The organism is Arthrobacter sp. TE26545 (genome assembly GCF_056279005.1).
Map to the genome: position 1 here is coordinate 1,553,551 of NZ_JBWBQM010000001.1, position 20,424 is coordinate 1,573,974.

General features: G+C 67.9%; 14 protein-coding genes. 9 read left to right on the forward strand and 5 right to left on the reverse strand.

Annotation, left to right across the window (positions count from 1 at the left end; genetic code table 11):
• Positions 1-74: 74 nt before the first annotated feature.
• Positions 75-1,457 carry a dihydrolipoyl dehydrogenase gene (gene lpdA / locus ACZ9CK_RS06905; protein ID WP_426303047.1) on the reverse strand — a complete coding sequence of 461 codons (1,383 nt, stop codon included), beginning with the start codon at positions 1,455-1,457 and terminating at the stop codon, positions 75-77.
• Positions 1,458-1,687: 230 nt separating this feature from the next.
• Positions 1,688-3,214, reverse strand: a complete 1,527-nt coding sequence (locus ACZ9CK_RS06910) for a leucyl aminopeptidase (RefSeq protein ID WP_476049588.1) — start codon at positions 3,212-3,214, stop codon at positions 1,688-1,690.
• A 253-nt stretch (positions 3,215-3,467) separates the two neighbouring features.
• Between ACZ9CK_RS06910 and ACZ9CK_RS06915 the strand changes: the two genes are divergently transcribed.
• The 4 genes from ACZ9CK_RS06915 to ACZ9CK_RS06930 all read left to right on the forward strand — a co-directional run bounded on the left by ACZ9CK_RS06915 (position 3,468) and on the right by ACZ9CK_RS06930 (position 8,739).
• The gene (locus ACZ9CK_RS06915) at positions 3,468-4,406 is read left to right on the forward strand and encodes a proteasome assembly chaperone family protein (protein WP_426303049.1); all 939 of its coding nucleotides are present in this window, start codon (positions 3,468-3,470) and stop codon (positions 4,404-4,406) included.
• 46 nt (positions 4,407-4,452) lie between these two features.
• Positions 4,453-5,811 carry an MFS transporter gene (locus ACZ9CK_RS06920; protein WP_426303050.1) on the forward strand — a complete coding sequence of 453 codons (1,359 nt, stop codon included), beginning with the start codon at positions 4,453-4,455 and terminating at the stop codon, positions 5,809-5,811.
• Between the two features lie 131 nt (positions 5,812-5,942).
• Positions 5,943-7,208 carry a DUF4192 domain-containing protein gene (locus ACZ9CK_RS06925; RefSeq protein WP_476049589.1) on the forward strand — a complete coding sequence of 422 codons (1,266 nt, stop codon included), beginning with the start codon at positions 5,943-5,945 and terminating at the stop codon, positions 7,206-7,208.
• Between the two features lie 253 nt (positions 7,209-7,461).
• On the forward strand, positions 7,462-8,739 hold the full coding sequence (locus ACZ9CK_RS06930) for an RNA polymerase sigma factor (RefSeq protein WP_426303052.1): 1,278 nt from the start codon (positions 7,462-7,464) through the stop codon (positions 8,737-8,739).
• A 114-nt stretch (positions 8,740-8,853) separates the two neighbouring features.
• Here ACZ9CK_RS06930 and ACZ9CK_RS06935 read toward each other — a convergent pair whose 3' ends face one another.
• Positions 8,854-9,075, reverse strand: a complete 222-nt coding sequence (locus ACZ9CK_RS06935; protein ID WP_426303053.1) for a DUF7455 domain-containing protein — start codon at positions 9,073-9,075, stop codon at positions 8,854-8,856.
• Between the two features lie 221 nt (positions 9,076-9,296).
• Here ACZ9CK_RS06935 and ACZ9CK_RS06940 point away from each other — a divergent pair, with 221 nt between their 5' ends.
• The gene (locus ACZ9CK_RS06940; RefSeq protein ID WP_476049590.1) at positions 9,297-11,405 is read left to right on the forward strand and encodes a DNA gyrase/topoisomerase IV subunit B; all 2,109 of its coding nucleotides are present in this window, start codon (positions 9,297-9,299) and stop codon (positions 11,403-11,405) included.
• A gap of 97 nt (positions 11,406-11,502) precedes the next feature.
• Here the strand turns inward: ACZ9CK_RS06940 and ACZ9CK_RS06945 are convergent, their stop codons facing one another.
• Positions 11,503-12,507, reverse strand: a complete 1,005-nt coding sequence (locus tag ACZ9CK_RS06945; protein WP_476049591.1) for a M56 family metallopeptidase — start codon at positions 12,505-12,507, stop codon at positions 11,503-11,505.
• A 5-nt stretch (positions 12,508-12,512) separates the two neighbouring features.
• Positions 12,513-12,899 (reverse strand): BlaI/MecI/CopY family transcriptional regulator, encoded by a 387-nt coding sequence (locus ACZ9CK_RS06950; protein WP_426303056.1) that lies wholly within the window; start codon positions 12,897-12,899, stop codon positions 12,513-12,515.
• A gap of 285 nt (positions 12,900-13,184) precedes the next feature.
• On the opposite strand from ACZ9CK_RS06950, the gene ACZ9CK_RS06955 reads away from it, so the two are divergent.
• The 4 genes from ACZ9CK_RS06955 to ACZ9CK_RS06970 are packed head-to-tail and all read left to right on the forward strand — an operon-like array spanning position 13,185 to position 20,406.
• A complete protein-coding gene (locus tag ACZ9CK_RS06955; RefSeq protein ID WP_476049592.1) occupies positions 13,185-14,783 on the forward strand; it encodes a cytochrome ubiquinol oxidase subunit I in 1,599 nt (532 codons plus the stop codon).
• Between the two features lie 22 nt (positions 14,784-14,805).
• Positions 14,806-15,870 carry a cytochrome d ubiquinol oxidase subunit II gene (gene cydB / locus ACZ9CK_RS06960; RefSeq protein WP_476049593.1) on the forward strand — a complete coding sequence of 355 codons (1,065 nt, stop codon included), beginning with the start codon at positions 14,806-14,808 and terminating at the stop codon, positions 15,868-15,870.
• 3 nt (positions 15,871-15,873) lie between these two features.
• Positions 15,874-19,353, forward strand: coding sequence for a thiol reductant ABC exporter subunit CydD (cydD, locus tag ACZ9CK_RS06965; RefSeq protein WP_476049594.1), 3,480 nt, complete (start codon positions 15,874-15,876; stop codon positions 19,351-19,353).
• A 9-nt stretch (positions 19,354-19,362) separates the two neighbouring features.
• Positions 19,363-20,406, forward strand: coding sequence for a GNAT family N-acetyltransferase (locus ACZ9CK_RS06970; RefSeq protein ID WP_476049595.1), 1,044 nt, complete (start codon positions 19,363-19,365; stop codon positions 20,404-20,406).
• Positions 20,407-20,424 lie beyond the last annotated feature (18 nt).

Below are 20,424 nucleotides of genomic sequence, written 5' to 3' on the forward strand. Positions count from 1 at the left end.
TTGTGCGGATGGGTGTTGCCTGGTTGCCCTGCGCCGGCAGTTCATGCCGGCGCAGGGCGGCTGTCTGGTGGCTGCTAGCCGTGGAGCGGCTTGCCGGCGAGGGCCAGGTTCGCTTCGCCGAGGGTTTCGTTCTGGGTGGGGTGCGCGTGGATGAACTGGGCCACGTCCTCCGGGTAGGCCTCCCAGTTGACGATCAGCTGGGCTTCGCCGATCTGCTCGCCCATGCGGGAACCGATCATGTGGATGCCGACGACGGGGCCGTCCTTCTGGCGGACTACCTTGACGATGCCGCCGGTGCCCAGGATGGAGCTCTTGCCGTTGCCGGCCAGGTTGTATTCCTGGGTCTGGACCTGGTCCTCGCCGAACTTCTCCTTGGCACCCTTTTCGGTGTAACCGACAGTGGCGATTTCCGGTTCGCAGAAGGTCACCTTGGGGATGTTGATGTCCTCGACCACCACCGGGTTCAGGCCGGCGATTTCCTCGGCGACGAAGATGCCCTGCTGGTAGCCGCGGTGTGCGAGCTGGACACCGGGAACGATGTCGCCGACCGCGTAGATGTTGCCGACGCCGGTGTGCAGGCGTTCGTTGGTGATTACGAAGCCGCGGTCGATGGTAACGCCCGCCTCTTCGTAGCCGAGGTTCGCGGTGACCGGGCCGCGGCCGACGGCGACGAGCAGCAGTTCCGCTTCGAAGGTCTGGCCGTCCACGAGGGTGACCTTGACCCCGTTCTCGTCCTGCTCCACGCCCTGGAAGAAGACGCCGGTGCTGAACTTGATGCCGCGCTTCTTGAAGGCGCGCTCGAGGGTCTTGACGATCGCCGCGTCCTCGTTCGGCACCAGGGAGGGCAGGCCTTCAACGATCGTGACGTCCACGCCGAAGGACTTCCATACGGAAGCGAACTCGACGCCGATCACGCCGCCGCCCAGCACGATGGCGCTCTTGGGGATGTAGTTCAGGGTCAGCGCCTCGTCGGAGGTGATGACGCGGCCGCCGATTTCCAGGCCCGGGAGGGAACGCGAGTAGGAGCCGGTGGCCAGGACGATGTTCTTGCCCTTGTAGGCGGTGCCGTTCACGACGACGGTATCGGTGCCCTGGAGCTTGCCCTCACCCTCGATGACGGTGATGCCCTTGGCCTTGATGAGGCCCTGGAGGCCCTTGAACTTGCCGGCGACAATACCGTCCTTGTAGGCGTTGACGGCGTCGATGTCGATGCTGTCCAAGGTGACGTTCACGCCGTACTTGGCGGCGTCGCGTGCGTGGTCGGCGAGTTCGGCGGAGTGCAGCAGGGCCTTGGTGGGGATACAGCCGTTGTGCAGGCAGGTGCCGCCGAGCTTGGCCTTCTCAACGAGGCCGACGGTGAAGCCAAGCTGTACGGCACGCAGGGCCGTGGCGTAGCCGCCGCTGCCGCCACCGAGTACCAGGATGTCGAATTCTTGCGCAGTTGCCTGATCGGCCACTATGACGCTCCCTCGCGTGAACGATGGCACGAGATAACGGGCCATCTGGTCTTGGAACAAGTTCTGCCGCGATTATGCCAGCACGAAAAGTTCTCTTGCATTTGTGACTACCGTGGTTCACCTTAGCGAACCACCTATTCATGCTCCACCCTCCGGTGCCGTTTTGGGTGGTGCTTGTGGCCAGTCTCACGTTCGGCCGTGGGGCCGGTCATGGACCGGCCCCACGGGGGCTATGCCCCTGGCTGGGAGAGCAGGTCCTCGGCGTAGGCGACGAGGGTGCGGACTGTGCAGCCCGTGCCCTGCTTGGGGGTGTAGCCGTAGGGGCTTCCGTTGTTGAAGGACGGGCCGGCGATGTCGATGTGGGCCCACGGGATCTGTTCCCCCTGGGCGTCCTTGCCGACGAACTCCCGCAGGAAGACGGCGGCGGTCATCATGCCGCCGTGGCGTTCGCCGATGTTGGCGATGTCCGCCACCTGGGAATCCAGGCTGGCGCGGAGTTCCTCCGGCAGTGGCATCGGCCACACGAGCTCCCCGGCCCGGTCGGCCGCCGACTTCAGGGCGCCGGTGACCTCGTCGGAGCCCATGACGCCTGCAGTGCGGTTGCCGAGGGCGATCAGCTGGGCGCCTGTGAGGGTGGCGACGTCGATGATTGCGTCCGGCCGCTCCAGGCTTGCGGCAACCAGCCCGTCCGCCATCACCAGGCGGCCCTCGGCGTCGGTGTTCAGCACCTCCACCGTCTTGCCGCCGTAGACGGTCAGGACATCGGCGGGGCGCTGCGCGGCGCCCGAGGGCATGTTCTCCGCGATGCAGAGCCAGGCGGTGGCCCTGACGGGAAGGCCGAGGCCGGCAATGGCGAGGACAGTATTAAGGACGACGGCGGCGCCGGCCATGTCGCTCTTCATGTCGCCCATGCCGAGGGCGGGTTTGATGGAGATGCCACCGGTGTCGAAGGTGATGCCCTTGCCCACGAGGGCGATCTTGCGGGTGGCCTTCGCAGGGGCGTACTCGACCTTGACCAGGCGGGGCTGGCGGGTGGAGCCCTTGCCGACGCCGAGGATGCCGCCGAAGCCTTCCTTTTCGAGGCGCTTTTCATCCCAGACGGTCACCTTGACGGGCAGGCCCTTGGCGAGCTCCTTGGCTGCGTCGGCGAAGGACTCGGGGTACAGGTGGCTGGGCGGCTGGTTCACCAGGGTTCGGGTGGCGTTGACGGCGCGGCCCAGCAGCACGGCACGGTCCAGCAACGGCTGGGCTTCCTTGGCGTCCACGGCGGTGTGGATCAGAACAGCAGTCACCGGGTCCTTCAGCCCATCCCGGCTGGAACGGTGCTCCGTGTAGGAATAGGATCCCAGTGCGGCACCTTCTGCGACGGCCGCGACGTCGGCGGCATCCGCCGTCGGGAACGCGAGCGTTACGGTGCCAAGGCCCGCAAGCTGGCGGACCGCGGATCCGGCGGCGCGGCGCAGGCTCTCTCCGGTGGCGCGCCCGTTGCCGTCAAGCTTGCCGGTGCCGGCAAGCACCAGGACCGCGGAGCCGGTTTCGGGAAGGCCCGGCAGACGGTGGACCTGGTCGCTGGCGCCGGTGACACCGAGGAGGCCCAAGGAGCCGGCAAGGACTTCAGCGCCCTTGGCGCTCAAGGGGTTGTCGAGCAGCACGGGGCCGTCCGCCCCCTGCGCGACACCGATGACCAGCGCTTCACTGGGGGACTTCTTCAGGTCCTTGGCGATGATGCCAAGGGTGATGTCTGTAGTCTTCACCACGAGGATTCGTCCTCATCTCTCTTTGCATGGCTTGGCCGGGCAGCATGTCAGGCGCCCGGTTCCGGTCGCCCCCGGGCCGTCTGGTGGACAGCTCCGGTAGGGCCTGGAGCCGCCGTGGCGGCAGTTTGATCGTAGCCGCTCCCGCACGGCGGAAAGCAATCAGATGAGATCTGCGGCACACGCGCTGCAGGAATGCGCCGCCGGCTGCAGGCGTTGTACCGGAAGAAGTTGTATTGATTGAAAGGATCCCGCCGTGTTTGAAGGTATCTCCGGCTCACTCCTTGACCCCGAATCACTGTACGCAGGCAATATCGGGCTCTTCCACAGCCCGGAACTCAAGGGCCTGAACATGCTGGTGGGCTTCACGGGTTTCGCCGACGCGGGGCACGTGGTTCAGCAGGTCAACGCCGAACTGCTCGAAGCGCTCGACGCCGAGACGGTGGCGGTGTTCGACGCCGACCAGCTCATCGACTACCGCAGCCGCCGTCCGCAGATCACATTCGTCGAGGACCACCTTGAGGACTACAAGGCGCCGGTCCTGGCCCTGTACCGCCTGCGCGACGGACTCGGCCAGCCCTTCCTCCTGCTTGCCGGATTCGAACCGGACCTGCAGTGGGAGCGGTTCGCCCGGGCAGTCCTCGGCATCGTGGAAACCCTGCAGGTCAAGCTGGTGACGTGGATCCATTCCATCCCCATGCCGGTGCCGCACACCCGCCCCCTCGGCGTCACCGTGCACGGCAACCGGCCGGAACTCGTGGAGGGCATCTCCACCTGGAAGCCGACCGTCGACGTTCCCGCCGCCGTCGGGCATGTCCTTGAATACCGGCTCAGCGAGGCCGGGCACGCCGTCGCGGGATACGTCATCCACGTCCCGCATTACCTGGCCGATGCCGAATACCCGCCGGCCGCGGTCGCTGGCCTGGAATACCTGGGCGCAGCCACATCCCTCATGCTTCCCACGGACCGCCTCCGGGAAGCCGGGCGCGAGGTGGGCCGCCAGATCGCCGAACAGGTCGAGGCATCCGAGGAAGTCAAGCAGGTGGTGGCGAATCTTGAGAGCCGTTATGACGACAAGGCCGAAGGGCAGGTCCGGCGATCGCTGCTTGCGGACGAGAACGACGAGCTGCCGGACGCCGATGAGCTCGGCGCTGCCGTTGAGGCGTACCTCGCCCGCAAGGATGCCCGACCCTGAGACTTCTTAAATCTGCTTTCTGCCTCGTTTTGGGGATAATTGAACGGTGAATGCACCCCGCGCCTGGCTCATCTGGTCGATCGGGGTGCTCGCCTATCTTGTGGCGGTTGCGCAGCGCACCTCCTTCGGCGTCTCCGGCCTGGAAGCGACTGAACGCTTCCACGCCGGCGCCGCCGCTGTCTCCTTCTTCACAGTGCTCCAGCTGCTGGTGTACGCCGGCCTGCAGATTCCTGTGGGCATCCTCGTTGACCGCTTCGGCTCCCGGGTGATGATCGCCGGGGGTGCCGTGCTGATGGGCCTGGGGCAGCTGGAGCTCGCCTTTGCCGATTCGATCGGTGCCGGTGTCTTCGGTCGTGTCCTGGTGGGTGCGGGCGATGCCATGACCTTCATCTCGGTGATCCGGCTGATTCCCCTCTGGTTCGCCCCGCTCCGGGCGCCCTTGGTCACCCAGCTGACCGGGATGAGCGGCCAGCTTGGCCAGGTGATCAGCGTGGTGCCGTTCGCGCTGGTGCTGCATTCGGCTGGCTGGACCCCCGCCTACCTGATGCTGGCCTCCTTTTCCGCACTCGCCGTCGTGCTGGTACTGGCGATGCTGCGGGACACCCCGCCGGGCCACCCACCGCGCGACGGCAGCCAGGGCCTGCGGGCCACAGGGGTGAGCCTGGCACGGGCCTGGCGCCAGCCCGGCACCCGGCTCGGCCTGTGGAGCCACTTCACGGTGCAGTTCTGCGGCACGGTTTTCGCGATGTCCTGGGGGTACCCCTTCCTGATTTCGGCCCAAGGGACCGGTCCGGCGGTGGCTTCGGCCCTGATGGGCCTCTACGTGCTGGTGGGCATGATTGCGGGGCCGTTCTTCGGCAGCTTCGTGGCCAAGCATCCCATGCGCCGTTCGGCAATGGTCCTGCTGATTTCCGCGGCCACGGCGCTGACCTGGGCCGCGGTCCTGGCCTGGCCGGGCAGGGCGCCGCTGTGGCTGCTGGCCCTGCTCGCAGCGGTGCTGGCCGTGGGCGGGCCGAGCTCGATGATCGGTTTCGACTTCGCCCGCACCTTCAACCCGTCCCACCGGATCGGCACGGCAACGGGGATCGTGAACGTGGGTGGTTTTGTCGCGGCGCTCCTCACGATCTACCTGGTGGGCCTGGTCCTGGACCTCCTCAATGCCTCGGGATTCTCCGGCGGGGAACTCTACGGCCTGGCTCCCTTCCGGATCGCCTTGAGTGTCCAGTTCGTCTTCCTCCTGCTGGGCGGCGTGCTGATCGTGCTGGTGCGGCGGAAGGTGCGCCGGCAGATGGCGGAGCAGGGCGTCCACGTCCGGCCGCTGCCGAGAGTCCTTGCCGAGCGCTTTCGGGAACGCCGCGGGCGCGGCGGGGAACTGGACGGGAAGCAGGACAGCGCCATCCGCTGACCGTGCCGCGGCCGTCGGCGCCCACTGTGGCCGCGATGGAGTGTTCCTCCACAAGGGGCAGTGTTTGCGGCCTTTCCACATAGGCGGATCCGTCCCTGCCGTGTTCGGCGGCTGCTGCCGATGCTGGGTCCATGACAAACGAACGCATGACCATCTCCAGGCCCGAAGACATCCTTGGGTATGTCCCGCACGCCCTGGGCCTCTGGCCCGAGGAAAGCCTGGTGGCCTTGACCTTGCACGGGAAGACGCTCGGTGCGACGCTCCGCGTGGACCTGCCTCCGGATTCCGGTCCGCCGCGCCTTGCCGCCTTTGCCGAAAAGATCGGTGAGTATCTCGCCGCGGACCCCTCCGCCGACGGCGCGCTGCTTGTTGTCTACTCAGGCTCCGGCTGGGGCGACGGCACGGTCGCGGAACGGCACCGTCCGTTGTTGCGGGCGGTGGAAGAGGTGCTCGACGCCGGAGGGCTGGTCCTGCGCGACGCATGGCTGGTGGGTCCGGGGCACTGGCGCAGCGCCTTCTGCGAGGACCCCGGATGCTGTCCATGGCCAGGGCATCCCGTTGAATTGATCCACGACAGCCGGCTCAACGCCGAAATGGTGTTCCGCGGAAGCAATGTCGCAACAGGGGCGGACGATTCCTCCGGTCCGTTCGCCGGGCAGGACGAGCCGGGCCTTGCAGCGGAAGAAGCGGCAGCCATGGAACGGCTCGGGGACGCTTGGAAGGCCCGGACGTCCCTGGGGTTGATGCTCGATGGCTGGTTCCGCGTCCTGGACCGCGAGGGCGGCTCGCCGGTGCTGGGGCCTGTTCCGGCAGCGTTCCTCCGGGCCTGCCTTCGCATACCGGCCTGGCGTGACGCCGTTGCAGTCGCCGCGGCCGCAGGCCGGGAAACGGCGTGTGCCGGCGCGGAAGCCTTCGGATTCTTCCGCGATGGAATCATGCCGGAGTTGCAGCTGCCCGTCGAACTGGCAGGCATTGCAGCGCCCAGGGGAGATGGAAGGGTTCGGGCGTCGGCCGAAGCAGCTGTTGCGGCAAAGCCCCGGCCGTCCCGGCCGTCCAAGGACCCTGCGGCAGTGCTGCGCTACGGGGACGTACTTCTCGGCCTGCACCCGGCCGTGCCTGACTGGAAGCGCCTCGACGCGCTGGACCGGCTGCTCGAGGACCTCGCCGCGCGCGGCGGCGGGGAAGCCAGGGCGGCGGCGCTCACCCTTCGCGGCTGGATCCAATGGTGCAGGGGAAGCGGTTCCTCCGCTGACGCCCTGCTGCGCCAGGCGGAAGCGGAAGAGCCCGGCTACCGGCTGGCGGCGCTGCTGAGCGAACTCGTACACCGCGGGACCCTTTGCGGCTGGGCCCGGAACAGGGGCGCCGCCTGGCGCCGCTTTGGAGGGGCAGCGGCTTGAATGCCGCCACAGTCTGCACAATTCGCCCGCTGACAGCGAAAAGCGTGAGACAATGTAGGCTGAGACCCGGTTGGGTCCGTGTTTCAAGTGCCCGAGGCATTCCCTCTTACCGGGAACAATTCGGTGGCGCCGGCAGTTTTACTGAGTGACTCTGCAGGCGCTGATCGCACTTGATGTTGATCGCGGACTTGACAGGGTCATAGTGGTGTTGCCCCCATGGTGATTCCACAGACCGCCGCTAGAAAGGTTTTCTGTGACCCCGTCTCCCGCCGAGAAGGAACCCGCCGCCCAGGCTGAACTGACCGCCGAAGAATCGCAGGCGGCCGCAACTGCCAAGCGTGCGGCAACACGTGCTGGCAAGGCTTCAGACGCAGAGAAGCCGGCCCCCAAGAAGCGTGGGCCCAAGCCCGGGGCCAAGGCAGCTGCCAAGGCCTCCGATGAATCCGATGCCTCCGAAGAGGTGGAGGAAGAGGACTTCGACGCTGCAGCTCCTGACGAAGCAGAGCTTGGCGAGGAGGTGGAAGAGGATGAGAAGAAGCCCGCGGGCACCGGTTCCGGCTTCGTTTACTCGGACGCCGACGACGATGACGCCCCTGTCCAGCAGGTCATGTCCGCCGGCGCCACCGCCGACCCCGTCAAGGACTACCTGAAGCAGATCGGCAAGGTCGCGCTGCTGAACGCCGAGCAGGAAGTGGACCTCGCGCTCCGCATCGAAGCCGGCCTCTTCGCCGAAGAGAAGATCAACTCCGACGACGGCTCGATGGACCCCAAGCTCAAGCGTGAGCTGGAGTTCATCATCCACGACGGCAAGCGCGCCAAGAACCACCTGCTCGAAGCCAACCTGCGTCTCGTCGTCTCCCTGGCCAAGCGCTACACCGGCCGCGGCATGCTCTTCCTGGACCTCATCCAGGAAGGCAACCTGGGCCTCATCCGCGCCGTGGAGAAGTTCGACTACACCAAGGGCTTCAAGTTCTCCACCTACGCCACCTGGTGGATCCGCCAGGCCATTACCCGTGCCATGGCCGACCAGGCGCGCACCATCCGTATCCCGGTGCACATGGTGGAAGTCATCAACAAGCTGGCCCGCGTCCAGCGCCAGATGCTCCAGGATCTCGGCCGCGAACCCACGCCGGAAGAACTCGCACTGGAACTGGACATGACCCCGGAAAAGGTCGTCGAAGTCCAGAAGTACGGCCGCGAACCGATCTCGCTGCACACTCCGCTGGGCGAAGACGGCGACTCCGAATTCGGTGACCTCATCGAAGACTCCGAGGCTGTTGTCCCTGCAGACGCAGTGAGCTTCACACTGCTCCAGGAACAGCTGCACTCCGTCCTGGACACCTTGTCCGAGCGTGAAGCAGGCGTCGTCGCCATGCGCTTCGGCCTGACCGACGGCCAGCCGAAGACTTTAGACGAAATCGGCAAGGTCTACGGCGTGACCCGCGAACGCATCCGCCAGATCGAATCGAAGACGATGTCCAAGCTGCGCCACCCGTCGCGCTCCCAGGTCCTGCGCGACTACCTGGACTAGGACACCGGCCGCGCAAAACGGGCGTGGCCCCTCCGGTTGGAGGGGCCACGCCCGTTTTGCGTTTGCTTGTCCCCGCGTGGCCACCTTCAGTCCGGGCGGCCGGGGCCCTGCAGCTTAGTCGGCCGGAACGGCTTCCTTCTCGTGCAGGCGGGACGTCTCGTCGTGCCATTCAGAGGTCATGGGACGGAGAGTCGCTTCCACTGCGCGTGCGTGGTGCCCGCAGAAGAGCAGCTCGCCACCGGAGGTCTCGAGTACAACGCGGACGTACGCCTGGGCTCCGCAACGATCGCACCGGTCAGCCGCAGTGAGCGTGCGGTCTGCAACAGCTGTTGTCATGGTCGGCCTCCTTGATAGTTCTGTAGAACCATATAAGCAGCCCGAGGTACCGATTTAGCGCAAGAAAGGCTCAACTTTCGCTCAGCGCGTATCACATGTGCGTAACACCACCCGTGAGGCCGCGCTTCCTGGGTGTGGCAAGACAGCCTTGGCGGGCGGGTGCGGCTAGCCTAGGAGAAGTCCTTTTGCCGCCCAGCCCAAACCGAAGGAGCGCCCCGCCCGTGGCCCCGAGTTCTGAATACACCGCCCGGCACCTCTCGGTCCTGGAAGGACTCGAAGCGGTCCGCAAACGCCCGGGCATGTACATCGGTTCCACGGACTCGCGCGGCCTCATGCACTGCCTGTGGGAAATCATCGACAACTCAGTCGATGAGGCCCTCGCCGGTTTCGGCCACGACATCAGGGTCATCCTGCACGCGGACAACTCGGTGGAAATCCACGACGACGGCCGCGGCATCCCGGTGGACGTCGAACCCAAGACCGGGCTGAGCGGCGTCGAGGTCGTCTTCACGAAGCTGCACGCCGGCGGCAAGTTCGGCGGCGGCTCCTACACCGCATCGGGCGGCCTGCACGGCGTGGGCGCCTCCGTCGTCAACGCCCTTTCCAGCCGTCTCGACGTCCAGGTGGACCGCGGCGGCAAGACGTACCAGATGTCCTTCCGCCGCGGCGAGCCCGGACGCTTCAAGGACGGCGGCTCCAAGCCCAGTCCCACCGCGGCATTTGAACCGTTTGTCGACAACTCGGTGCTCGACGTCGTCGGCAAGGCAAAGCGCGGTGTCACCGGCACGCGCATCCGCTACTGGGCGGACCGCCAGATCTTCACCCCGGACGCCAAGTTCTCCTATGAGGACCTGGGCGCCCGCGCCCGCCAGACCTCGTTCCTCATCCCGGGCCTGAAGCTGACAGTGCGCGACGAACGGCGCCTGGCCGGCACTCCGGGCCAGGACGGCCCGCATGAGGAGGTCTTCCACCACGACGGCGGCATCTCGGAGTTCGTCGACTTCCTCGCCGCCGACACACCCGTCACGGACATCTGGCGCCTCCACGGGGCGGGCAAGTTCAAGGAGACCGTGCCGGTCCTGGACGACAATGGACACAGCACCATCGCCGAGGTCGAACGGGACTGCGAAGTGGACGTCGCCCTGCGCTGGGGCATCGGCTATGACACGACAATGCGCAGCTTCGTGAACATCATTTCCACCCCCAAGGGCGGCACCCACCAGGCCGGTTTCGAGCAGGCTCTCGTGAAGACCTTCCGCAAGGCCGTCGAGTCCAATGCACGCAAGCTCAAGGCCGGCAACGACAAGATCGAAAAGGATGACATCCTGGCCGGCCTGACCGCCGTGCTGACCGTGCGCCTGGCAGAACCCCAGTTCGAGGGGCAGACCAAGGAAATCCTGGGCACCTCGGCCGTGCGGTCCATCGTGGCCAAGGTGGTGGAGCAGGAGATCACGGCGCGGCTGAACTCCAGCAACCGCAACGACAAGGCGCAGTCCACGCTGCTGCTGGAAAAAATCGTCAGCGAGATGAAGTCGCGGATTTCGGCGCGGGTCCACAAGGAGACCCAGCGGCGGAAGAACGCCCTGGAAACCTCCTCGATGCCCACCAAGCTGGCAGACTGCCGCACGGACGACGTCGCACGCTCGGAACTGTTCATCGTGGAGGGCGACTCGGCGCTCGGTACCGCTAAGCTTGCCCGCTCCTCGGACTTCCAGGCGCTGCTGCCGATCCGGGGCAAGATCCTGAACGTCCAAAAAGCCTCGGTCGGGGACATGCTCTCCAACGCCGAATGCGCCGCCCTCATCCAGGTGGTGGGCGCCGGGTCCGGGCGCAGCTTCGACATCGACGCCGCCCGGTACGGCAAGGTGATCCTGATGACCGACGCCGACGTCGACGGCGCCCACATCCGCACGCTGCTGCTCACCTTGTTCTTCCGGTACATGCGGCCCATGGTCGAGGCCGGGCGCGTGTTCGCCGCCGTCCCGCCGCTGCACCGCGTGGAGGTCATCAACCCCGGCCAGAAGGCCAACGAGATGATCTACACCTATTCCGAGGCCGAGCTGCACGCGCTGCTCGCCAAGCTGGCCAAGGAAGGCAAGCGCTACAAGGAGCCGATCCAGCGCTACAAGGGCCTTGGCGAAATGGACGCGCAGCAGCTGGCCGAGACCACCATGGACCCGCGGCATCGCACCCTGCGCAAGGTCGGGATCGAACACTTGGAACAGGCCGAGAAGGTCTTCGACCTCCTGATGGGCTCTGACGTCGCCCCGCGCAAGGAGTTCATCATCGACGGCGCCGCCCGCCTGGACCGGGAACGCATCGACGCCTGATTTCCGGTGGACATGTCCACTCCTGGGATCCGTGAGTGGAGATAGTCTGTTATGTCCACTCTTCGAGCCAGCCGCCGGACATGTCCGGAGGGTGGAGTCAGCCGAGCAGGCCCGGCACGACCAGCAGCGCCGTCGGGGCTGCCAGCAGCAGGGCCGACGCCGCCAGCACCAGGGTGCGATAGGCGGGCCTGAGTGGCGGCTCAGGGGAGAGCAGGCGGCTGACGCGGGACGCCGTCGTACGCGGTGAATCGGCCCCGCCCGCCCCGCTGAAGCTCCCCGTCCCGCCGAAGGCGCTGTCGCTGCCCGCCTGCCCGGGCGAGGCGAGGGCCGGCCGGGCACTAGCAGACCCGGTGGAACCGCCGGCCACCAGTGCGATGGCCTTGATCAGCGTGGCTTTGCTTTCGCTGCGCAGCGCGACGTCGTCGGCCAGCATTTCGATCAGGGAGTTCACGGCGAGCTGGGCGTAGCGGGTGGTGGGGAACCAGGGCAGTGCCTGGCGCCAGGCTGCGAAGGCCCAGAGCAGGAGGTCGTGGCGCTGGCTCAGGTGGGCATTTTCGTGGATCAGTACCGCACGCAGTTCCGCCGGCTCGAGCCGCGCCATGAGGCCGTCCGAAAGCACCGTCACAGAGCGGGCGCCGCCGGGAAGGCAGTAAGCAACGGGTGAGTCGTGGTTGATCACCACGGTGCCCGGGCCGTCGGCGGAGGGCGAGGCAAGGAGCGCCAGCAATTCGCGGTGGCGCCTGCGCTGGCGTTCGATCTTGACATAGGTCAGCAGCAGCGTGAACACGAGATGGGCGCTGAGCAGGGCCGCCGCCGAGAGGGCGAACAGGTGCCAGAAACCAAGCGCCGTAGTGGGCTCGTTGTGCAGGACCATGCCGGCCAGGGCGCGCAGGCCCGCGATCAGGTTGTCACCGATCGGTTCGAGTCCGTAGACCAGCATGGCGCCGATCATCGAGAGGCCGCCGGCCAGGGCGATGGCCTGCCACAGGACCATCGCAGTGAAGGGTGCCCGGGCCGGCCAGGCGGCACGGGAGAGGAGGACGGGTACCGGCCAGGCCAGTACCAGAGCAAGGACCGCCAGAAAGTATGAGGTCCAGAACATGGGAGCTAGTGTTCGCCGAGCAGTTTGCGCAGCGTGGCCGCTTCACTTTCGCTGACGGAGCCGATGAAACGGGCAAGCACCGCTTCGCGGTCCGGGGCGGACCCCAGGACCTCGTGCATGAGTTCCGCGGTGTGGTCTTCCCTGCTGGAGACCGCCTGGTAGCGGTGCGGGCGCATGCCGCGTTCGCGCTCCACGAGGCCCTTCTTTTCCAGCCGGGACAGGACGGTCAGGACGGTGGTGACTGCGAGGTCCTTGCCCTGGTGGCCGGCGTTTCCGCCCTCGGCCTCCGAATCGCGGGCCAGCAGGTCACGCAGCTTATTGGCGGTTGCCGCCTCCTGGCCTGCCCAGAGCAGATCCATCACTGCCCGTTCGAGTTCGCCAAGACTTGCCATCGTTACATCCCTGCTTTCCGCACCCAATGGCCGCTCGGGCCAATGCGGGGTGCGACGATCCAACATTCCGGTATCAAATCTATCGCTTTTCGGGCCGCGGTTCTACGTGAAGTAGAACATACGGCGTGGCGGACCCTTGCGGGGCTCAGGCGCCGCTGGAAAAGTGTGAGCAGGGGACGCCGGTTTGTTCTCCCCAGTTTTGTTCTACACTGTGTAGAACAAATGGTTTTCTACGAAATGTAGAAGAAGCGGGCCGCTCTGCGGTCAGCCGGACAAAGGACAGCCATGGACGCCTTGGAAATCGCACGTTGGCAATTCGGGATCACCACCGTCTACCACTTCATGATGGTTCCCCTGACGATCGGCCTCGGGCTCGTCGTCGCCATCATCCAGACCCTCTGGTACCGCACGGGCAAGCCCGAGTACCTGCGGATGACCAAGTTCTGGGGCAAGCTTTTCCTCATCAACTTCATCATGGGCGTGGCCACCGGCATCGTCCAGGAGTTCCAGTTCGGCATGGCCTGGAGCGAGTACAGCCGCTTCGTGGGCGACGTCTTCGGCGCCCCGCTGGCGCTCGAAGCCCTGCTGGCGTTCTTCGTGGAGTCCACCTTCCTGGGGCTGTGGATCTTCGGCTGGAAGCAACTCAAGCGCGGCGTCCATCTGGCCTGCCTGTGGATCGCCGTCATCGGCTCGCTGTTCTCCGCCTACTTCATCATCGTGGCCAACTCCTGGATGCAGCACCCGGTGGGCGTGGAGATGATCGACGGCCGGCCCGTCATGACCGATGCCTGGGCTGTCTTCACCAACAACACGGCGCTCGTGGCCGTTCCGCATACGCTCTTCGGCGCGCTCGGCGTGGCAGGTGCCTTCCTGCTCGGCATCGCCTGGTACCACCTGTGGCGCCGCCGCCACGACGGCATCGACACCGCAGGCAAGGACGGCCGGCTCGTTCCCGGCAATGCCGCCATTCCCGGCCGCGACAAGGCCGACTACACCGTGTGGATCCGTTCGCTGCGGATCGGCGCCGTCGTCGCGATGATCTCCTTCGCCGGCACCGCGTTCACCGGCGACCTGCAGGGCAAGCTCATGTTCCAGCAACAGCCCATGAAGATGGCCGCCGCCGAGGCCGCCTGCCATGACGGCACAGGCTTCTCCGTGCTCAGCGTCGGCAACGTCGGCGCCAGGAACTGCGATGACGTCGTGGCCGTGATCGAGGTGCCGGGCATCCTGTCCTTCCTGGCCAAGGGCGACTTCACCACCGAGGTCAAGGGCGTGAACAGCCTCCTTCCCGAATACCAGGAGAAGTACGGCACCCACCTGCCGGACAGCCCGCTCTACGGTGACCGCGCGGGCAAGGAAATCCAGTACGTGCCGGTCATGGAGGTGACCTACTGGGGCTTCCGTATGATGATCGGTTTCGGCGGGCTTGCCGCTTTCGCCGCCCTGCTGGCCCTCTGGGTCACCCGCAAGGGTGTTGTGCCGCAGTCGCGCTGGCTCATGCGCCTGGCCGTGCTCGGTATCCTCGCCCCGTTCGGCGCCAACTCCGCCGGCTGGATCTTCACCGAGATGGGCCGCCAGCCGTTCGTCGTGGCACCGAACCCGGATCCCTCCGGCATCGACCAGGTGTTCATGTTTACCGCCGCCGCCGTCTCGCCCGGAGTTTCGGCAGGCGAGCTCATTACCTCGCTGGTGGTGCTTTCCTCGATCTACGCCGTGCTGCTGGTGGTCGAGGTGCGGCTGCTGGTCAAGTACGTGCGCGGCGGGGTGGCCTCCGCAATGCCGGAGCTCGCGCACGCCAAGGACGGCTTGGATAAGGACAAGAAGGACGACGGCGGCACCCCGCCGTCCGCGGGCGGCGACGACGTGCTGGCTTTCGCCTACTAGGAACTGCAGAGGACTTACGGACATGGAACTGTTGCCCACCATCTGGTTCATCGCGATCGCCGTCCTGTGGACCGGCTACCTCTTCTTGGAGGGATTCGACCTCGGCGTCGGCATGCTCATGAAACTGTTCGCCCGCAACGACGCCGAACGCCGGGTACTGCTCAACACCATCGGCCCGGTCTGGGACGGCAACGAGGTCTGGCTGCTCACCGCCGGCGGAGCCACCTTCGCGGCCTTCCCGCTCTGGTACGCTTCCGTCTTCTCCGCCCTGTACCTGCCGCTGCTACTGGTCCTGGTGGCCCTGATCTTCCGCGCGGTGGCCTTCGAATACCGCGGCAAGGTGGATTCCGAACGCTGGCGGGCCGGCTGGGATTGGGCCATCGCGCTGGGCTCCTTCTTCGCCGCCTTCGGCGTCGGCGCTGCCCTGGCCCTGACCACCACCGGGCTGCCGCTGGACGCCAATGGCGACCGCGACGGCGGCCCCTTCGCCTGGTTCAACGGCTATGCGGTGCTGGGCGGACTCGCCGTCGTCGTCTTCGCCCTGGTGCACGCGCTCGCCTTCCTTGCCCTGAAGAGCGACGGCGAGGTGCGGCACCGCGCCCGCCGCACCTTCGTGCGCTGGGTTCCCCTCGCCGCACTGCCGATGCTCGCCTGGTCCGTTTCCGTGCAGCTGATCGACGGCAAGCCGTGGACCTGGGCGCTGACCGCCGTCGCCGCCTGTGCCGCGGCCGCCGCCTGGTGGCTGGCATCCAGGGGCCGCGAAGGCCGGCCGTTCATGGCGCTCGCGCTGTTCATCGCGGCGTCCGCGGCCTCGATCTTCGGGGCGGCCTACCCGGTGGTGCTGCCGTCCACGCTGAACCCGGCATTCAACCTGACCGTGGCGAACGCCTCCTCTTCGGACTACACGCTCGGACTGATGAGCATCGCGGCCGCCTTCGGGCTGCCGCTGGTGGTCGCCTACCAGGCATGGACCTACTGGGTGTTCCGCCGCCGGGTCAGTGTCGACGTCATTCCTGCCGCCCACGGGTTCCTTCCGGCCATCGCCTCCAAGGTGCTTGCCGGCGGCTCCGATAAGGCAGGCAGTTAAGGCATGAAGCCCGCACTGCCCTCCGGCCCGGCTACCCGCTCCGCGCTGTACCTGCTGGGCGTGCTCTCGGCGCTTAAGGCACTGTCACTGGTGCTGCTCGCCCAGGCCATCGCCTCGCTCCTGGCCGGCCTCGCCGGCGGGAGCGGGGACTGGCGGGAACAGCTCGTCTGGGGTGCCGCCGGTGCGGTGCTGAGGGCCGCGGCCGTCTGGGGGCAGGCAGTCGCCGCGCGCCGCGCTGCGCTCGGCGTCAAGGAGGAACTGCGGGCCAAGCTCCTGGAGCACGCCCTCGGTGGCGGGGGAACCGGGGCAAGCAAATTGCCGAACCCTGCCGGCTCCCTGAATGACGGGGGCCTGGCGATCCTGGCCACGCGAGGCCTGGACGCCCTGGACAACTACTACACCCAGTTCCTGCCCGCCCTGCTCAACTGCGCCGCCATTCCGTTGCTGCTGGGCGCCCGGATCCTGTTCGCGGATTGGGTGAGCGCTGTGGTGATCGTGCTGACCCTTCCCTTGGTGCCTCTGTTCATGGTGCTGATCGGCAAGCACACGGAAGACCGCGTCCGCGAAGCACAGGCGACGCTCCGGCGCCTGTCCAACCACATCCTGGAACTTGCCAAGGGCCTGCCGGTGCTGGTGGGCCTGGGGCGGGCCGCAGAGCAGCGGGCGGCCCTCGAAGACCTCTCCACGGAGTACCGCTCCCGCACCATGGGAACCCTGCGCACGGCGTTCCTGTCATCGCTGGCCCTGGAGCTCATCGCAACGATTTCGGTGGCCGTGGTGGCGGTGTTCATCGGCGTCCGGCTGGTCTCGGGCGACATGGGCCTGGAAGCCGGCCTGCTCGCCTTGATCCTCGCTCCGGACTGCTACCTGCCGCTGCGCGAACTCGGAACCGCGCACCATGCGAGCGAAGAAGGCCGGGAGGCGCTCGCCACGAGCAGCGCGGTCCTGGCTACCCCTGCGGGCCGCCGCTTCGGCAGTGGCCCGGACGGAACCGGCCCGGAGGGAAACAGCGCACACGGAAGCGGCGTGGAGGGAAACAGCGCGCTTACCGTCCGCGGCCTCGCGGTGCGTTACGCCGGCCGGCCGCACGACGCCGTCGGGCCCCTCGACTTCGAAGCACCCGCCGGGCTTGTCACGGCGCTCTCGGGCCCCAGCGGAAGTGGAAAGAGCACCGTGCTCGGGGTGCTGGCCGGGGCCGTGCGGGACGGCTCGGCTGCCGGCGGGACCGGGACCGCGGTGCGGGGGACCCTCAGCGGGCCCGGTGCCGGGAAGCTGGCCTGGGTGCCGCAGCATCCGGCGATGCTGGCGGACACCGTGCTGGCCGAGGTGCGGCTGTACCTTGAAGTGCCGGCAGTCGGGACGCCCCTTGACGGAGCGCGGCCCAACGGAGGCCTGGGCCGCGCGGATGAGAGGGCCCTGGACTGCCTGGCCCGGGTGGCGGCCGCGCATCTGGCGCTCAAGCACCCCGCCGAACTCAGCCCGGGGGAGCTGCGGCGGGTGGCGGTAGCCCGCGGCCTGGCCCGGCTCGAGGCAGGCGCCACAGTGCTGCTGCTTGACGAACCCACAGCGCACCTTGACTCCGTCACCGCCGATGCCGTGCGCGCCGCCATCACCGGCCTGCGAGGCAAGGCGACGGTCATCCTCGTGGCCCATGACGCGGCGACGCGCGGCCTCGCGGACCATGTCGTGGCTCTGGGACCGTCAAGCGGCGGCGCAGGCACAGCGACGCCGGAAGCAGCCGCAACGGAGGCACCAGCAACGGAGCTGGTACGGCAAACCGCCGCACCCGGATCGGATGCCGGGGAGCCGGCCACGGCCGACGGCCCGGGCCCCGTGAAGGCACTGGCCCGGATCCTCGCGCCGCTGGGCTTCCGCTTCGCGGGAGCCGTGCTGCTGGCTGCCCTCGCGGCGCTGTTCGCGGTGGCACTGTCCGGCCTGTCCGGCTGGCTCATCATCCGCGCCAGCGAACAACCGCCCATCCTCTACCTGCTGGGCGCGATCGTCGGGGTCCGGTTCTTCGGCATCGGCCGGGCCGTGCTGCGCTACTGCGAACGCCTGGCGGTCCACGACCTGGTCTTCGAGGCCATGACACGCCTGCGCGGCGTGCTCTGGGCCTCGCTCAGCCAACGCGCCCTCTCCCTGCGCCGGCTCCTGCGCGGCGGCAACGTCCTCGGAACAGTGGTGGACGACGTCGACACCCTCCGCGATCTGATCCCGCGCGTCGTCCTTCCACCGCTGTCGGCGCTCGCCGTGGCAACCGCGGCAGTTACCGCGACGGCGATGCTGCTCCCGGCGGCCCTGACCGCCGTAGTCGTGACCGCGCTGGCCGCCCTGCTGCTCGCGCCCCTGGCGGCACTTCTCGCGGACCGCAATGCGGCCCGTGCCGAACAGCGGTTGCGCTCCCTCGTACTCCGCGATGTCGCCGCGGCGCTGGACACCCGCGCCGAACTGGGCGCCAACGGGGTGGCGGGTCCCGTGCTGGCTTCCCTGGCCGCCGGGGACCGCGCCGCCACCGCTGCCGCCCGCCGTGCGGCCTGGGCCGAGGGGCTCGGGCAGGGGATCGGGGTGCTGGCGTGCACCCTGGGTGCCCTCGCCGCCGGCCTGGCCGGTGCCGGGCCCGTGGAGGCGGGAAGCTCCGGTGCAGCCGTGCTGGCCGTGATCGTGCTGATGCAACTGGCGCTGGCCGAGCACTTCGGCGCCGTGGTTCCCGCGGTGCGCCAGGCGCCGGCGCTGGCCGCCGTGCTGCGGCGCATTGCTGCAACGGGCGGGCTGGACAAGCTTGCCGAAACCGGCGTCACCACGGTTCCTATCCTGCCGGGGAACCGGGCCGGCCTGGAGTTGCGCGGCCTGGAAGCCCGCTGGCCGGGCGGCGGGCCGGTGTTCAGCGGGGTCGACGCCGACGCCGGGCCCGGCCGCTGGCTCGCCGTCACCGGGCCTTCCGGGGCGGGCAAGTCCACCCTGCTGTCGGTGCTGCTCGGCTTCCTGCCGCCGTCGGCGGGCACAGCCAGGCTGGGCGGGAAGGCGGCCTGGTGCCCGCAGGAGGCCCACCTGTTCGACTCGACCATCCGGGGCAACCTCCTCCTGGCCCGTCCGGCCGGAAACAAGCCGGACGAAACACAGATGCGCCAGGCGCTGGCCGCCGTCGGACTGTCCACCCTCCTGGCCGTCCTGCCTGACGGGCTGGACAGCAGGATCGGGCCGTCCGGTTCCTTCCTGAGCGGCGGCGAACGGCAGCGGCTGGCCATGGCGCGCACGCTCCTCAGCGGCGCGGACGTGCTACTGCTCGACGAGCCCACCGCGCACCTCGACGCCGGCACCGCCGCCGCGATGATGGCCGAACTGCGGGCAGGGCTGCAAGACCACACGGTGGTGCTCGTGACCCACGATCCCGCGGACATCCGCCCCGGCGATGAACTCCTGGAGCTCGCGGCCGGAGGTGCACCGGCGAACCAGGTGCTGGTGAAGCCTGCTACCGCTCAGTAGCCTAGGGGGATGACCGAGCTTCCTGCGCCTCTTCCCAAAGCCGTTCCGCTGCCCGATCCGCAAGCAACCGGCCTCCAGTGGCGGCCCGTGGGAACTGCCGACGTCGAAGCCTGGGCGGCGCTCATAGCCCGCACGGCCGCTGTGGAACAGCCCGTCTGGTACGAGAGGGCCGGCGACCTGGAACAGATCCTGCAGTCGAGCAAGAACGATCCTGCGGTGGATACCGTGCTGGGCCTCGACGGTGACGGCGTGCCCCGCGCCTACGGCCGGATAGCCAAGAATCCCGACGGCGACAAAGCCGTCGGTTTCGCCTGCGTGGATCCACTGTGGCAGGGCAGGGGGATCGGCACCGCGATCCTCGCCTGGCAGGAGGGGCGCACCCGGCGCCGTTTCGCGGAGGACCCCGGGCGGCACGGCTCGCCGCCGGAAGCGGCACCCGTACCGCGGCTGCGCCTGTACATGGAAGAGAAGATGTCGCACCAATCCGCCCTGTTCGGGGCCGAAGGCTTCGACGTGGTGCGCTGGTTCAACGAAATGCACCGGCCCCTGGACGGCGGCCTCCCGGACATTGCCCTGGCGCCCGGCTTGGAACTGCTCACCCTGGAACCCGGGCTGCACGAGGCCGTGCGGCTGGCCCACAATGACGCTTTCCGGGACCACTGGGGCAGCGAGCCGCGGGACGAGGAAGCCTGGCGTTTCGCCATGCAGGACCCGCTTCACCGGCAGGACCTCAGCACCGTGGTCCGGGACACCGGCACCGGGGACATCGCCGGCTACCAGATCGCCACCTTCGACCCCGATGCCGCAGCGGCCCGCGGCTACAAGGAGGGCTACACCGAACTGCTGGGCGTGCGGCGGCAGTACCGGGGCCGGGGCGTGGCGAGCAGCCTCCTGGCCGATGCGATGCACCGCTTCGTGGCGGCCGGCATGGACGTTGCCTCCCTCGATGTCGATTCGGAGAACCCCACCGGCGCCCTGGCCCTGTACCTGAAGATGGGCTACACCGCGGTCAACCGCAGCATGGCCTGGGACAAGGTCCTTCCCGCGGAGTAGGCGGCCCGTTTCTGGTGC